Below are 15,562 nucleotides of genomic sequence, written 5' to 3'. Positions count from 1 at the left end.
CCGGCATGGCGCCGGCGCCTCATCAGCGGCGTCTGGCGGTCGGTATCGATCTCGGCACCACCAATTCCCTCGTCGCCGCCGTGCGCAGCGGCGTGCCCGATGTGCTACCCGACGAAGATGGCTATGCGCTGCTGCCGTCGGTCGTGCGTTACCTGGAAAAGGGCGGCCGCCGTATCGGCCGCACGGCCAAGGCTGAAGCCGCGACCGACCCGCGCAACACGATCGTGTCGGTCAAGCGCTTCATGGGCCGCGGCAAGGCGGAAGTGGAAGGCGCCGAAAACGCGCCCTACGATTTCGTCGACGCGCCCGGCATGGTGCAGATCCGTACTATCGACGGGGTGAAGAGCCCCGTGGAAGTCTCGGCGGAAATCCTCGCAACGCTGCGCCAGCGAGCCGAAGACACGCTCGGCGACGAACTGGTCGGCGCAGTCATTACCGTGCCCGCCTATTTCGACGAAGCGCAGCGCCAGGCGACCAAAGACGCCGCACGTCTGGCCGGCCTGAACGTGCTGCGTCTGCTGAACGAGCCGACTGCGGCCGCGATCGCCTACGGCCTCGATAACGGTTCCGAAGGCCTCTACGCGGTCTACGACCTCGGCGGCGGCACGTTCGATCTGTCGATTCTGAAACTCACCAAGGGTGTGTTCGAAGTACTCGCAGCAGGCGGTGATTCCGCGCTCGGCGGCGACGATTTCGACCATGCACTGTATCGCCACGTGCTGGAGCAGGCGGGCATCGCGCCGCAAACGCTCGCACCGGAAGACGTCCGTCTGCTGCTCGATAGCGTACGCGTGGCCAAGGAGGCTTTGTCGGATACGCCGGGTGCAAGGGTGCAGGCAAAGCTCTCGAACGGCACTCAGATCGATCTGACGGTCGACGAGGCCACTTTCGAGGCCATCACTCAGGCGCTGGTTCAACGTACGCTTGGGCCTACGAAGAAAGCGTTGCGCGACGCCAAGGTTGCCACCAGGGACGTCAAGGGCGTGGTGCTGGTCGGCGGCGCGACGCGCATGCCGGTGATCCGCCGCGCGGTCGAGTCGTTCTTTGGGCAGCCGCCGCTCATCAATCTGGACCCGGATCAGGTCGTCGCGCTCGGCGCGGCGATCCAGGCCGATCTGCTCGCGGGCAATCGCGGCGCCGACGGCGACGACTGGCTGCTGCTCGACGTGATTCCGCTGTCGCTCGGCGTCGAAACCATGGGCGGCTTGACCGAGAAGATCATCCCGCGCAATTCGACGATTCCGGTCGCGCGCGCGCAGGATTTCACGACCTTCAAGGACGGCCAGACGGCGATGGCAATCCACGTCGTGCAAGGCGAACGCGAGCTCGTCAGCGATTGCCGTTCGCTCGCGCGTTTCGAATTGCGCGGCATTCCGCCGATGGCCGCCGGTGCGGCGCGGATTCGCGTCACGTATCAGGTCGATGCGGACGGCTTGCTGTCCGTGTTCGCGCGTGAACAGGGCTCGGGCGTCGAAGCGTCGGTGGTGGTGAAGCCGTCCTACGGTCTCGCCGACGACGACATCGCCAGGATGCTCGAAGACAGCTTCTCGACCGCCGAAGTCGACATGCGCGCGCGTGCACTACGTGAAGCGCAAGTCGAAGCGCGCCGTCTCGTCGAAGCGACCGACGCGGCGCTCGCCGCCGACGCCGAATTGCTCGACGACAGCGAACGCGCCGAACTCGACACGCTGCTCGCCGCTTTGCGCAATATCGCTGCAAGCGAAGACGTCGACGCAATCGAAGCCGCCACCAAAACGCTTGCCGAAGGCACCGACGAATTCGCCGCCCGTCGCATGAACAAGGGCATTCGCCGCGCGCTGGCCGGCCGCAAGCTCGACGAGATCTGAGCCTTGCGGCGTGGCCGCGCCATGCGCGCCAGCCGGCAATGAACCGCGTCGCGCGGACTTAAAAAGTCCGTGCGGCGCCAGTAAAATGGTACGGAGCCTGTTTGCGGCAGCCGTGCCGCAGACCAAACGGAAAATGTATGCCTCAAATCGTTGTCCTGCCTCACGTCGAACTGTGCCCGGAAGGCGCGGTAATCGACGCCGTGCCCGGCAAGAGCATCTGCGACAATCTGCTCGAACACGGCATCGAAATCGAGCACGCGTGCGAGAAGTCCTGCGCGTGCACGACCTGTCACGTGCTCGTGCGTGAGGGTTTCGCCGCCTTGACGCCATCAGAGGAAGACGAGGACGATCTGCTGGACAAGGCGTGGGGGCTCGAACCAGCCTCGCGTCTGTCGTGCCAGGCGATGATGCCGGCCGAGCAGGATCTGGTCGTCGAGATCCCGCGCTACTCGATCAATCACGCGAAGGAAAATCACTAACTGGAGGATGCAGCCATGAAGTGGACCGATACGCAAGACATCGCGATGGCCCTGACTGACAAGCACCAGGACATCGATCCGCAACAGGTGCGCTTCACTGATTTGCACCGCTGGGTCACCGAGCTCGAAGGTTTCGACGACGACCCTAACCGGTCGAATGAAAAGATCCTCGAAGCGATTCAGACTGCATGGATCGAAGACGCGGATTACTGAGCGCATTGCTGGGTTTTCCGCTGGCGGCGGGGCTCGATTGATTCCGCTCCGGCTGCGGCAAAGAAAAAGGCGATTCCATCGGAATCGCCTTTTTTAACGCCTGGAGAATTTTCAGGCTGCCAGCGCTCAGGCTGCGACGAGCGTGCCGTTTTCGACCCGCACGCGCTGGCCTTGCTGGAACGGCGGCGCTTCGTGATAGGTGAAGTAGCGCGTCTTGCCGTTTTCCATCTGCACCCGCACGGAATAGGACGTCGTGCTGCGGATGTGCTTTTCAACCGAGTTACCGGCGAAGCCGCCGCCGACTGCGCCGAGGACGGTCATCGCGGTGCGTCCGCCGCCGCCGCCGAACTGGTTACCGACCAGGCCGCCGGCCACAGCGCCGCCGACCGCACCGATGCCGGTGCCATGACCTTCCTGACGCACCGCGGAGATCGCTGCCACCGTGCCGCAGCTCGAGCAGTAGGCCGGTTGCGACGGCTGTTGCTGAGCATACTGCGGCGCCGGCTGGGCCTGCTGCTGCTGGGCGTACTGTTGCTGCTGCGCCGGCGTCGGGGCGCGTTGAGGCGCCTGCTGCTGCGCTGCCTGTTGTGCCGCGGCCTGCTCGGCTGCCTGTTGAGCGGCCGGATTTGCGGGCGCCGCCGAATCGACCACGCCCGGTTGGGTGGCCACTTGCGCAGCCTGGGTCTGATCGGTTTGCGCGCCGCTGCTCGAGGCCTTCGGGAACAAGCCTGTGACGGCCGCCGTCGCGACGAGGCTGGCGATGATCACGGCACCCGCCGCGGTAGCGACGAGTGGGTGAAGACGACGTTGTTGCGTGGGCTTGGTATCTGGATTGTCCATATTGGTCTCCGTCTGGAGCAGAGTCGACTGTTATTGAGACTGAGTGTCGGGCAAATCGATCCCGGGAGGGTTTCAATTTGTAACCATTCCCAGGCAATCATCGCGGCGCTTTCGCGTCAAAGCGCCCGAAGTGCGGCGGGGCGCCTGATTTCTTGCGGTTCCGCAGCAGGTTAAGAAAACAGCGGTCCCGCGGACAATGCGCACCTTTTACCGATGGTTACAAACCGTCAGGCTGCGGCAGCCCGTATTTTTCATGCGCCGTAGAAAAAACGCCCGGCATCGAACCGGGCATTTTTCTTTTGCGAACCGTTGACGCGAGCGCCGCGGCGATCAGTCTTCGCGGCGCAGATGCGGGAACAGAATCACGTCGCGGATGCTCGGGCTGTCGGTCAGCATCATCACCAGACGGTCGATGCCGATGCCGCAACCGCCGGCCGGCGGCATGCCATATTCCAGCGCGCGAATGTAGTCGGCGTCGTAGAACATGGCTTCTTCGTCGCCGGCGTCTTTCTGGTCGACCTGCTTCTTGAAGCGGGCAGCCTGGTCTTCCGGATCGTTCAGCTCGGAGAAACCGTTGGCGATTTCGCGGCCCGTGATGAAGAGCTCGAAACGCTCCGTGATGCCGGGGACCTTGTCCGACGCGCGCGCCAAAGGCGACACTTCGACTGGGTAGTCGATGATGTAGGTCGGCTCCCACAGTTGCGACTCGGCGGTCTCTTCGAACAGCGCCAGTTGCAGCGCGCCCACGCCTGCATTCAGGAATTGCGGCTTCGACGCGTCCACGCCGAACTTCTTCAGTTCGGTGCGCAGGAATGCGTCGTCGCCGAGTTGTGCGTCCGTGTATTGCGGCGCGTACTTCTGGATCGCCTGGCTGATCGTCAGACGGTGGAACGGCTTGGCCAGATCCAGTTCGCGGCCCTGATAGCTGATCGTGGCGCTACCCAGCGAGTCGATCGCCGCCTGGCGGATCAACTGCTCGGTGAAATCCATCAGCCACTTGTAATCGGTGTACGCCGCGTAGAACTCGATCATCGTGAATTCCGGATTGTGGCGTACTGACACGCCCTCATTGCGGAAGTTACGGTTGATCTCGAACACCCGCTCGAAGCCGCCGACTACGAGGCGCTTCAGATACAGCTCCGGGGCGATGCGCAGGAACATTTGCATGTCGAGCGCGTTGTGGTGCGTGGTGAACGGCTTGGCCGCCGCGCCGCCCGGAATCGGGTGCAGCATCGGCGTTTCGACTTCCATGAAGTCGGCGTCCGACATGAACTTGCGGATCGACGAAATCGCCTTGGTGCGCGCGACGAACGTCTTGCGCGTTTCCGGCGTGACGATCAGGTCGACATAGCGCTGGCGGTACTTCATTTCCTGGTCGGACAGGCCGTGGAACTTGTCCGGCAGCGGGCGCAGCGACTTCGACAGCAAACGCAGTTCGGTGCAGCGCACCGACAGCTCGCCCTTGTTGGTGCGGAACAGCACGCCGCGCGCCGCGACGATGTCACCCATGTCCCACTTCTTGAAGGCGTCGTACGTCTCCTGGCTGACATCGGCAGGCGTGATGAAGAACTGGATCTGACCCGAACCGTCGCGCACGGTCGCAAAGCTCGCCTTGCCCATCACGCGCTTGAGCATCATGCGGCCGGCGATCGCGACTTCGAGCGGATTGGCTTCGAGTGCTTCCTTGTCGGTCTCGGCGTACTGCGTTTGCAGATCCGCGGCATGGTGCGTGGGACGGAAATCGTTCGGATAGGCGACGCCGTGCTCACGCAGTTCGCGCAGCTTTTCGCGGCGTTCGGCCATGATCTTGTTGTCGTCTAGCTCGGGCGCGACATTCGGTCGGGCCGCGTCAGGCTGGGCCGCATTAGGCTGGGTCGGTTCGGTCATGATGATTTGGTATTCGGTGGTCCGCATCGGGTGCCCTGCATGCGGGTGGCCAGTCAGTGAAAAAACCTCAGGCGCTATGACAAAGATGCAAAGAGAGGGCGCCGCGATGCGATGCATGCCGCGCCGGTTGCGCCTAGACGCCCTGTTTCAGGCTGGCGCTGATGAACGGATCGAGGTCGCCGTCGAGCACGCTCTTGGTATTGCTGATTTCGACGTTGGTGCGCAGATCCTTGATACGGCTGTTGTCCAGCACGTACGAACGGATCTGGTGACCCCAGCCCACGTCGGTCTTGCCGGCTTCGAGCTTGTCCTGTTCGGCCTGACGCTTGCGGATTTCCGCTTCGTACAGGCGCGATTTCAGCATGGCCATGGCTTCGGCACGGTTGCGGTGCTGCGAGCGGTCGTTCTGGCACTGCACGACGATACCGGACGGCATGTGAGTAATCCGCACGGCCGAATCGGTCTTGTTGATGTGCTGACCGCCCGCGCCGGACGCGCGGTACGTGTCGATGCGCAGATCGGCCGGATTGATGTCGACTTCGATCGAATCGTCGACTTCCGGGTACACGAACACTGACGAGAACGACGTATGACGGCCACCCGACGAATCGAACGGTGACTTGCGCACGAGGCGGTGCACACCGGTTTCGGTGCGCAAAAAGCCGTATGCATATTCGCCTTCGATCTTGATCGTGGCGTTCTTGATGCCCGCGACGTCGCCGTCGGTCTGTTCCAGCACTTCGGTCTTGAAGCCCTTGCGCTCGCAGTAGCGCAGGTATTGGCGCAGCAGCATCGACGCCCAGTCGCACGCTTCGGTGCCGCCGGCGCCGGCCTGGATATCCAGGAAGGCATTGTTCGGATCGGCCGGGTTCGCGAACATCCGGCGGAATTCCATGTCGGCGACGCGCGACTCAAGCCCTTGCGCATCCGATTCGCAGGAGACGAGGGTTTCCTCGTCGTCTTCTTCGCGGGCCATTTCGAACAGGTCCTGCGCGTCGCGCAGGTCGTTGTCGAGCGAGGTGAGCTTGCCGACGACGTCGTCGAGCAGTTTCTTTTCCCGGCCGAGGGCCTGGGCGTGCTTCGAGTCGTTCCAGACGTCCGGGTCTTCGAGTTCCCGGTTGACTTCGATTAGACGCAGTGCTTTGTCGTCGTAGTCAAAGATACCCCCGTAGCGAGTCCGCGCGCGTGCGCAGGTCCGCCAGTGAGGCTTCGATCGCGTTGAGACGTTCCGCTTCCATGTCGATCTTTTATAGCTTCGTAAAAAGGGGAAATTATAGCCGATCGGTGCGCCGCGCCGGAGGCTCTTGAGCGATCCGGCGCAGGTTTGGGGTTGATTTTGCGGTGTTTTTCGACGCTTTGCGCGCGGTTGGCAGAACGTTGGCGGCACTCATGCAGCGCACGCGCAGCACGCGGGAGCCGCTCGCGCCGCGTCCCGACGGTCGCTTCAACTCGCCGCGTGTTCGACGATCAATTGCACGCGCGACACGCCGTTCCAGGTGTCGCTGGCCAACCGGTAGGCGACGGTGGTGCGCGCGGGCAGTGTGTCTGTATGGTTGAACCAGATCGCGTTGAAACGCTGGCGGCCACGCACCAGTTGCAGTTTCAGATGCTTGTCTTTCACCAACGCCTGCGACGCGATGTCGAATTCGCCGGAAAACACTGGCGCCGGGAAGCCTTGTCCCCACACCGCGGCGTCGAGCATTTCGACGAATTGCGGCGTGAAGTACGCGTCTTCGAGTTCGCCGTCGGTTTCGATCGTGCGCGAGAGTGCTTCTTCGGAGAGCCATTCGCGGCCCACCGCCTCGAATGCGGCAGTGAAGCGTGGCACGTCGGCGGCAGCCATCGTCAGGCCGGCGGCCATGGCGTGGCCGCCGAATTTGACGATCAGGCCCGGCTCGCGCTTCGAAATCAGATCGAGCGCGTCACGCAGATGGAAGCCCGAGATCGAACGGCCCGAGCCTTTCACAAGCTGGCCGCTATCGTCGGCGAGCGCGAACGTGAACGACGGCCGGTGGAATTTCTCCTTCAACCGTCCGGCGACGATGCCGATCACGCCCTGGTGCCAGCCAGGATTGAACAGCGTGATGGTGGTCGCGCCGTCGGGATTGATCGCCGAGAGGTCTTCGAGCGCCTGCTGCTGCATGGCGGCCTCGATCTCGCGGCGTTCGCGGTTCATGGTGTCGAGCTGCTGCGCGAGATTCCATGCGCGGCCGATGTCGTCGGTGGTCAGGCATTCGATGCCGAGCGACATGTCCGACAGGCGGCCGGCCGCGTTCAGGCGCGGCCCGAGTGCAAAACCGAGGTCGAAACCCGACGCGCTGCGCGCATCGCGCGCGGCGGCGCGAAAGAGGGCGGCAATGCCCGGCTGCATCTTGCCTTTGCGGATCCGCTGAAGGCCTTGCGCGACCAGCACGCGGTTATTGCCGTCGAGCTTGACCACGTCGGCGACCGTGCCGAGCGCGACCAGATCCAGCAGGCCATCCAGACGCGGTTCGGGGAAATCGTCATTGAAGGCGCCGCGGCGGCGCAATTCCGCGCGCAATGCCAGCAGCACATAAAACATCACGCCGACACCCGCGATGCACTTGCTCGGGAACGTGCAGCCCGGCTGGTTCGGATTGACGATGGCGCGGGCCGCGGGCAGTTCGTCGCCGGGAAGGTGGTGATCGGTGACCAGCACGTCGATGCCGAGCGCATTGGCCGCTTCCACGCCGTCGACGCTGGCGATGCCGTTGTCGACCGTAATCAGCAGTTCCGGCTTGCCCGACGCACTGCGGGCGGCTAGCGCGACGATTTCGGGCGTCAGGCCATAACCGTACTCGAAGCGGTTCGGCACCAGATACTCGATCTGGCCGCCGAACATGCGCAGGCCGCGCACCGCGACCGCGCAGGCGGTAGCGCCGTCGCAGTCGTAGTCGGCGACCACCAGCATGCGGCGTTCGCCTTGAATCGTATCGGCGAGCAGCACGGCTGCGTCTTCGCAGCCTTTGAGCCCGGCGGGCGGCACGAGCCGCGCGAGACCGGTTTCGATTTCATCGGGCATGCACACGCCGCGCGCGGCGTACAGGCGCGCGAGCACTGGATGCAGGCCGTGGCGAGTGAGGATTTCGGCGTCGACAGGTGACGAGGCGCGCGTAACGATTCGAGTCATACGGAAAGGCCGTGGATCATTCGATAAATCATTCGATGAACAGCGAGGCGAGCACGCGCCGCCGCCAGAATTTGCGCAGGTCGCCGCGCGTCACCGTGAGCGTCACCGAGCCGGTGTCGCCGCACAGCGTCAGGCCAAGTTCAGCGAGCTGGCCCGACTGCAGCGCTTCCAGCGCCGGTTCGAACCAGTCGGTTTGCAACGCGGCGAAGGCGTCGTTCCAGCGCGCCCAGTCCTGCTCGATGTAGGGCGCGGAAAAGGGATCGAGTTCGACCAGCGTGACGCCGTTGGCATTTGCATTTGCGTCGGCGGACGTGCCGCTCGACGTGCCACCCGACGTGTTGCCCGGGGCGCCGCCCGCAGCGGTAGCGGCCCGGAGCGCCGCAAACGACGCCGGCGGCGCAGCGGCCGCGACGCCCGCAGTCATGGCGAGGCCGCGCGTGGCCGCTGCGTCGGAGAACACCCGCGCGAACGGGCTCGTCACCCGTTGCGCCGCGCCCTGTGCGTGAAACCAGATCGAGTTGACAGCGGGCAAGCCGCGCGCCTCGCGCGCTTCATTGACCGGATGCTCGAACCACGCCATCTGCACTTCGTTCTGCAACTTCATCCAGGCGCGCGAACGGTCGCCGGAATGCGCTTCGTGCGGCAGCCAGATTTCGATGTTGCGGCCGCTCGCGCGCAACGGAGACGCCCCTGCCAGCGTGCCGAAGCCATCGCCCGACAAATACCAGCGTGTGGGCTTCGGCGCTTCGATACGCACGCCGAGTTCCTCGATCAACGGCCGGGCGACTGCCAGCAGCACGCTGGCTTCGTCCTCGGAGAGATCGAGCGAAGCCGGATCGATCAGCACCAGATGGTCGTGCGCGATGCGCACATGCACCGGCTGCACACAGGCCCACGTGGCGTTGCCGGGGTCGCCGCCGTCGGCGCGCAGCATGTACGGGGCAAGCGGCGCTTCGTCGGCGGCCGCCGCGCCGCTGGGAAGTGCGCCGAACTGGCGCGCTACCCAGCGCTCGTGCGGCAGCGTGCGCTGAAAATCTTCGCCGACCACCCGTTCGACCAGCGTCGCGCGGGCGATCAGCCGGTCGAGCGCCGGACTCTGGATATCGTGCAGGGCGGTAGAGGCGTCCGCTGCGGCAGGCAGCGCGAAGGGCAGGAGAAGATGAAGACGGTTGGCGTGCATGATGCTGCGCATTGTAGGGCAAAGAGTGCGAGTATTCAGACCATATCGGCGGATTCGGGCACCTTGCCCGAGCCCCGCGGGTGGCAGCAGCCGGGCGCGGCGGCACCGCGCGCATGACGAGGGAGACCGACATGTTGCGTGAACTGAAAACCGAGCAGGAACTGCTTGGATTGGTCGTACAGGCGCTCAACGCCAATCCGGCCACGACCGGTTGGATTCCGACCGGATTCCACGAGACCGTCGAGGACGAGGAAGGCTGTAACTGGGATATCACCCATCTGCATCGCGACCGTAAAGATGCGGAGGTGCGCGAAGTTGCGACCAGCCAGGCGGCCGGGATCATCAACGATCTGCGTCGCCATTACAACCTGCGTTAGCGGGCGCGTCGGCTCAAGGTGGCCGGTGGGCCGATTTTCGCCGCGAGCCCGGCGTTCAGGGCCGACAGCAGGCGGTGGCGCCCGCCGTGAGCCCGTGTGCAAGGCCTTTGCGCGAGGGCGCGGCATTGTATGGCAAACTTCGCGCTTGATTGACGGCGGCGGCAACAATGGCGTCGGGTTAGCTTCGGTAGCGCGGGGTTTGCTAGCGACGCCGTAAGGCACCCGAAGGCGCCGGAACGTCGTACCGGAACCATCCGGGTTGCCGCGACACCAATGATCACGACGCTCAGGCCGCATGACAGGCACAGCAGGTTCAGGTTGCCGCCGTCATGCGCAGCACAAGGGCCATGAGCAGACGAAGAACGCAGAAAAGGATTCGCTTGAAATTTCCCTACGAATGGCAGATTGGCTGGCGCTACACCCGCGCCGGCAAACGCACGACCGGTAACGGCTTCATTTCCTTCATCGCGCTCGTGTCGATGTCGGGCATCGCGCTCGGCGTCGCGGCGCTGATCGTCGTGTTGTCCGTGATGAACGGTTTCCAGAAAGAGGTGCGCGACCGGATGCTGTCGGTGCTGGCGCACGTCGAAATTTTTTCGCCAACTGGATCGATGCCCGACTGGCAATTGACCGCGAAGGAAGCCCGCCAGAACAAGGAAGTGATCGGCGCTGCGCCGTACGTTGAAGCGCAGGCGCTGCTCACGCGTCAGGACGCCGTGAGCGGTGTGGCGCTGCGCGGCGTCGAACCGTCGCTCGAGCCTGAAGTATCCGACATCGGCAAGGAGATGAAGGGCGGCAAGCTGACCGACCTCGTCCCGGGCGATTTCGGCATCGTGCTGGGCGCGGACCTGGCCACCAATCTCGGCGTGACCGTCAACGACAAGATCACGCTGGTCGCGCCTGAAGGCACGATCACGCCCGCCGGCATGCTGCCACGGCTGAAACAGTTCACGGTGGTGGGCATCTTCGAGTCGGGGCATTACGAATACGACAGCACGCTTGCATTGATCAACATCAAGGACGCGCAGGCGCTGTTCCGGCTACCCGCGCCAACCGGCGTGCGGCTGCGCCTGACCGATATGCAGCGGGCGCCGGAGGTCGCGCATCAACTGGCGCGCAGCCTGTCCGGCGATTTATATATTCGCGACTGGACTCAGCAGAACAAGACCTGGTTCTCGGCGGTGCAGATCGAAAAACGCATGATGTTCATCATTCTTACGCTGATCATCGCGGTGGCGGCGTTTAATCTGGTGTCGTCGCTGGTGATGACGGTGACCAACAAGCAGGCTGACATCGCGATTCTGCGCACGCTCGGCGCGCAGCCCGGGTCGATCATGAAGATTTTCGTGGTGCAGGGCGTGACGATCGGTTTTATCGGCACGGCGACCGGCGTCGCGCTCGGCTGCCTGATCGCGTGGAGCATTCCGTGGCTCGTGCCGATGATCGAACATCTGCTCGGCGTGCAGTTCCTGCCGCCGTCCGTGTATTTCATCAGCGAACTGCCGTCCGAACTGATTCCCGCCGACGTCGCGCGAATTGGCATCATCGCGTTCCTGATGTCGGCGCTGGCGACCCTTTATCCGAGCTGGCGTGGTGCGAAAGTCCGTCCTGCGGAGGCACTGCGCTATGAATGACCGTTCCGCTAGCGTATCCATGAACTCTGAAGACACCGCGCTGTATCCCTATGTGCTGGAAGCAACCGGCGTTTCGAAGTCGTTCGTGCAGGGTGGCCTCAATGTGCAGGTGCTGAACAACGCGGAACTCAACGTGCGGCGCGGCGAAAAACTGGCGATCGTCGGCGCATCGGGTTCTGGCAAGAGCACGCTGCTGCATGTGCTCGGCGGCCTCGACGATCCGAGCGCAGGCCATGTCTCGGTGATGGGCAAGCCGTTCACGAAGCTCTCCGAGCGCGAACGTAACGACCTGCGCAATCGCGCACTCGGTTTCGTGTATCAGTTCCACCATCTGCTGCCGGAATTCACCGCGCTCGACAATGTCGCCATGCCGTTGCGGATTCGCCGCATGACGACCGAAGCCGCGCGGCGCGAAGCGCTCGCGGTGCTGGAGCGCGTCGGCATGGGGCATCGCGCGAAGCATCGTCCGGGCGAACTGTCGGGCGGCGAGCGTCAACGGGTCGCGATCGCGCGGGCGCTGGTGACGAAGCCCGCGTGCGTACTCGCCGACGAACCCACCGGCAATCTGGACGGCGGCACTGCGGACACCGTGTTCAACCTGATGCTCGAACTGTCGCAAACGCTTGACACCAGCTTCGTGATCGTCACGCACGATCCGGAACTGGCGGGGCGTTGCGACCGGATCATGCGCTTGCGTGACGGCGTGTTGCACGAAGAGCCGTCTGTGCCGGTTTAATTGCCGCGCGGAATGTGAGCGATGCTCTGCCACCTCTGTCACTAACGAGGCGCGCCATGTGGATCGATACGCACTGCCATCTCGACGCTTCCGAATTCAACGCCGACCGCGATGAAGTCGCCAATGCGGCGCGTCAGGCAGGCGTGGCGCGTATCGTGATTCCCGCAATCGGTCGCGAGAACTTCACGACGGTGCGCGAACTGGCGCACCGCATCGACGGTGGCGCGTATGCGCTCGGCATCCATCCGCTCTTTACACCGGGCGCGCACGAGCGTGATCTCGAGCTGCTGCGCATGGAAATCGAGGCGAGTCTCGGCGATCCGTTGTTTGTCGGTATCGGCGAGATCGGCCTCGATTATTTCGTCGAAGGTCTCGACGATGAGCGCCAGCAGTTCTTCTATAACGGTCAACTTCAACTGGCGCGCGAATTCGATCTGCCGGTGATTTGCCACGTGCGCAAATCGCAGGACCAGGTCATCAAAGGGCTGCGGCGGCATCAGGTCCATCGCGGCATCGCACACGCTTTCAACGGCAGTTTCCAGCAGGCTCAAGCGTATATCGACCAGGGCATGCATCTCGGTTTCGGCGGCAATCTGACCTTCGAGCGGGCACGGCAAATCCGCCGACTTGCGGAGCAATTGCCGTTTGACGCGCTGGTCGTCGAGACCGATGCACCGGACATCGCTCCTTCCTGGATGTACAAGCAGCGCAACTCGCCGGAACAGATTCCGGGTATCGGCGCGGGCCTCGCGCAACTGCGCGGCATGACCGCCGACGAAGCCGCCCTAGGCACAACGGCTAACGCGCTCGCCGCGCTGCCGCGGCTCGGACTTTCCTCTGCATAATTGAACGCGATGGTTTGAGTGGTTCGCGCTGGGCGGAGCACGCGCCCGGCGGGTCTGCTGACGCCTGCTCGCTGTGCGTTGCGTCCGCCGGCGCCGGTTGGATGGAGGGCGGATGCGGGCATGGTGGTGCGGGTTTGCGTTAGGTGTGATCTGGCTGCAGCGGCAGGCGGCGCTGCCGGATTGGGGTGGGTGGTGTGCGCTGGTGCTGGCCGGGTGCGTTGCGATTCTTGTGGCGGCGTGGGGATTGCGCTGCGGCGTTGCGAGCGAAGGGCGCTGCGTTGCTTTGAACGACGAGTGGAGCATGACGTCGTGCAGACTGCGTTGTGGTCTTTCTGTAATCGCTGCCGCGCGTACGGCAGTTGCAAATTCGCGCATATGTCACGCCGTGTTCAGCGCACGCGTGCGTTCATGCGTCGGTTGGGGCGCGTTGTGGGTGGCGGCCTTGTGCGTGGGTTTCGGCTATGCCGCCTGGCGTGCTGAAACGCGGCTCGCGGTGAGTTTGCCGAGTGCATGGGAAGGGCGCGATATCGACATCGTCGGCAGTATCAAAGGTCTGCCTTCACGCGACGATAAGGGCGCGCGCTTTCTCTTCGATGTCGACTCAGTCGATGCGCCGATTACCGCTTTTCCGCGCGTGATTCAACTGTCCTGGATCGCCGAAGATGCGCCGGCACCGTTGCTCGAACCCGGCGCGCGCTGGCGGCTAACAGTGCGGCTCAAACGCCCGCATGGCAATGCGAACTTCGGCGTGCGCGATGCTGAGGCGAGCTTGCTGGCGCGCAATGTACGCGCTACCGGCTATGTGAGCGCGCCGGCTCATGCTGTGCGTTTGCCGGGCAACGCGCGTGGCGTCAGCGTGACGGTCGATCGCTGGCGTGCCGCGCTGCGTGCGCGCATCGACACGGTGCTCGCCGACGCACCGCACCGAGGGATCGTGGTGGCGCTCGCCATCGGTGCGCAGGACGAAGTCAGCGCGGCCGACTGGCTGTTGATGCGTGGCACGGGCACCAGTCATCTGGTGGCGATTTCGGGCTTGCATATTGGCTTTGTCGCGGGCCTTGCGGCGTGGCTCGCCGGTGCAGTGTGGCGGCGCTCGGGGTTCATCGGTCGCAACTGGCCGTTGCTGCTGCCCGCGCAGGTCGTCGCGGTGACGGGCGGCGCGTTGTTCGCGGGACTGCATGCCGCGTTGGCCGGTTTCAACGTGCCTGCGCAGCGCGCGCTGTGGATGGCGGGCGTGGTGGCGCTCGCGTTTATCAGCGGCCGTAATGTCGCGCGATCGGTGGTGCTGGCGTGGGCGTTGGGCCTGGTACTGCTGATCGATCCGTGGGCGGTCGTGTCGGCGGGATTCTGGCTGTCGTTCTGTGCGGTGGCGGCGATTCTGTTCGCGATGTCGGGACGGCCCCGTGTGCCGGATCATGAGCAGCGTCGCGACGAAGAGGGTGAGGGTGGCGTGGCGCCGACAAGGCTCGCGCGCCTCTGGTCCGCCCTGGCCCGCCGCGTGCGCGCTTTCGGCGAACGCCTGCGCAGCGCCGCGCATGTGCAGTTCGCGGTGACCGTTGCGCTTGCACCGCTCACCGTCTACTGGTTCGCGCAGATTCCGTTGATCGGCCCGCTCGCGAATGCCTTCGCGATTCCGTGGGTGAGTCTGCTGGTGACGCCGGCGGTATTGGCGGGCGTCGCGCTGCCCGCGCCATTCGATGCCTACGCCTTTCGCACCGCGCATACCTTGCTCGACCTGCTGGCCGCGGGCTTGCAGATGCTGTCCGGTCCGGCATGGACGCTCTGGCGGTTGCCGCAGCCGGACGCGTGGGCGCTTGCCGCAGCGGCGGTCGGCGTCCTCTGGTGTCTGGCGCCACGTGGCTGGCCACTGCGTTGGGCCGCACCGCTTACGTGGCTGCCACTTCTAATGCCGGCGCCGCCCGGGCCGCCGCATGGCAGTTTCCGTCTGACGGCGTTGGATATCGGTCAAGGCACCTCGGTGCTGGTCGAAACGGCGCATCACGCGCTGTTGTTCGACACCGGACCGGGGCCGGAATCGACACATGCGGGCGAGCGGGTTGTCGTGCCGTTTTTACAGGCGCACGGCGTCAGGGCGCTCGATACGCTGATCATCAGCCACGCCGATTCCGACCATTCGGGCGGCGCGCCGGCTGTGCTGGATGCGATCGAGGTGCGTCAAATGGTGGCGGCATTGGCACCGGCGAATCCGCTGTGGTCGAACGCAAAGCAACGCGGCGCGGATACGCTGCCCTGTGCGGCGGGGCAGCGCTGGCAATGGGACGGTGTTGAGTTTGCGGTGCTCTGGCCGGATGCTGGGCCGCTGCAAGGCAAACCGAATGCACATTGCTGTGTATTGCGAGTGGGTACGTTGCC

General features: G+C 64.4%; 13 protein-coding genes. 8 read left to right on the top strand and 5 right to left on the bottom strand.

All coding sequences use genetic code 11. From position 1 onward, the window contains the following. From hscA to iscX, 3 genes are all read left to right on the top strand, one after another. The coding region (hscA, locus tag VFE81_RS15475) for a Fe-S protein assembly chaperone HscA (RefSeq protein WP_325045433.1) at positions 1 to 1,847 on the top strand (1,847 nt) is incomplete at its 5' end. Between the two features lie 137 nt (positions 1,848 to 1,984). Next, positions 1,985 to 2,326, top strand: a complete 342-nt coding sequence (fdx, locus tag VFE81_RS15470; protein WP_325045432.1) for an ISC system 2Fe-2S type ferredoxin — start codon at positions 1,985 to 1,987, stop codon at positions 2,324 to 2,326. 15 nt (positions 2,327 to 2,341) lie between these two features. After that, the gene (iscX, locus tag VFE81_RS15465) at positions 2,342 to 2,539 is read left to right on the top strand and encodes a Fe-S cluster assembly protein IscX (RefSeq protein WP_325045431.1); all 198 of its coding nucleotides are present in this window, start codon (positions 2,342 to 2,344) and stop codon (positions 2,537 to 2,539) included. Positions 2,540 to 2,665: 126 nt separating this feature from the next. Here the strand turns inward: iscX and VFE81_RS15460 are convergent, their stop codons facing one another. From VFE81_RS15460 to VFE81_RS15440, 5 genes are all read right to left on the bottom strand, one after another. Then, on the bottom strand, positions 2,666 to 3,379 hold the full coding sequence (locus VFE81_RS15460; protein ID WP_325045430.1) for a glycine zipper 2TM domain-containing protein: 714 nt from the start codon (positions 3,377 to 3,379) through the stop codon (positions 2,666 to 2,668). Between the two features lie 330 nt (positions 3,380 to 3,709). Further along, positions 3,710 to 5,266 (bottom strand): lysine--tRNA ligase, encoded by a 1,557-nt coding sequence (lysS, locus tag VFE81_RS15455; RefSeq protein ID WP_325045429.1) that lies wholly within the window; start codon positions 5,264 to 5,266, stop codon positions 3,710 to 3,712. Between the two features lie 133 nt (positions 5,267 to 5,399). Further along, a protein-coding gene (prfB, locus tag VFE81_RS15450) for a peptide chain release factor 2 (RefSeq protein ID WP_325045428.1) occupies positions 5,400 to 6,504 on the bottom strand; the annotation gives its coding sequence in 2 pieces (ribosomal slippage) (positions 5,400 to 6,422 and positions 6,424 to 6,504; 1,104 coding nt in all). Between the two features lie 206 nt (positions 6,505 to 6,710). Then, positions 6,711 to 8,417 (bottom strand): single-stranded-DNA-specific exonuclease RecJ, encoded by a 1,707-nt coding sequence (gene recJ, locus VFE81_RS15445; RefSeq protein ID WP_325045427.1) that lies wholly within the window; start codon positions 8,415 to 8,417, stop codon positions 6,711 to 6,713. Positions 8,418 to 8,445: 28 nt separating this feature from the next. Continuing rightward, positions 8,446 to 9,609: a regulator gene (locus tag VFE81_RS15440; RefSeq protein WP_325045426.1), complete on the bottom strand. Its 1,164-nt coding sequence runs from the start codon at positions 9,607 to 9,609 to the stop codon at positions 8,446 to 8,448. Between the two features lie 119 nt (positions 9,610 to 9,728). Here VFE81_RS15440 and VFE81_RS15435 point away from each other — a divergent pair, with 119 nt between their 5' ends. From VFE81_RS15435 to VFE81_RS15415, 5 genes are all read left to right on the top strand, one after another. Next, positions 9,729 to 9,974 carry a hypothetical protein gene (locus VFE81_RS15435; protein WP_325045425.1) on the top strand — a complete coding sequence of 82 codons (246 nt, stop codon included), beginning with the start codon at positions 9,729 to 9,731 and terminating at the stop codon, positions 9,972 to 9,974. Positions 9,975 to 10,354: 380 nt separating this feature from the next. Beyond that, positions 10,355 to 11,608, top strand: a complete 1,254-nt coding sequence (locus tag VFE81_RS15430; protein WP_325045424.1) for a lipoprotein-releasing ABC transporter permease subunit — start codon at positions 10,355 to 10,357, stop codon at positions 11,606 to 11,608. Then, positions 11,601 to 12,344 carry a lipoprotein-releasing ABC transporter ATP-binding protein LolD gene (gene lolD / locus VFE81_RS15425; protein ID WP_325045423.1) on the top strand — a complete coding sequence of 248 codons (744 nt, stop codon included), beginning with the start codon at positions 11,601 to 11,603 and terminating at the stop codon, positions 12,342 to 12,344. Before VFE81_RS15430 ends, lolD begins: the two co-directional genes overlap by 8 nt. Before the next feature lie 56 nt (positions 12,345 to 12,400). After that, on the top strand, positions 12,401 to 13,189 hold the full coding sequence (locus VFE81_RS15420) for a TatD family hydrolase (RefSeq protein WP_325045422.1): 789 nt from the start codon (positions 12,401 to 12,403) through the stop codon (positions 13,187 to 13,189). A 112-nt stretch (positions 13,190 to 13,301) separates the two neighbouring features. Further along, positions 13,302 to 15,562 (top strand): DNA internalization-related competence protein ComEC/Rec2 (locus VFE81_RS15415; protein WP_325045421.1); only part of this gene is annotated, 2,261 nt, incomplete at its 3' end.

This window comes from Paraburkholderia sp., assembly GCF_035656215.1.
Classification (GTDB): Bacteria; Pseudomonadota; Gammaproteobacteria; order Burkholderiales; family Burkholderiaceae; genus Paraburkholderia.
This window is presented reverse-complemented; position numbering and strand designations above follow the sequence as displayed.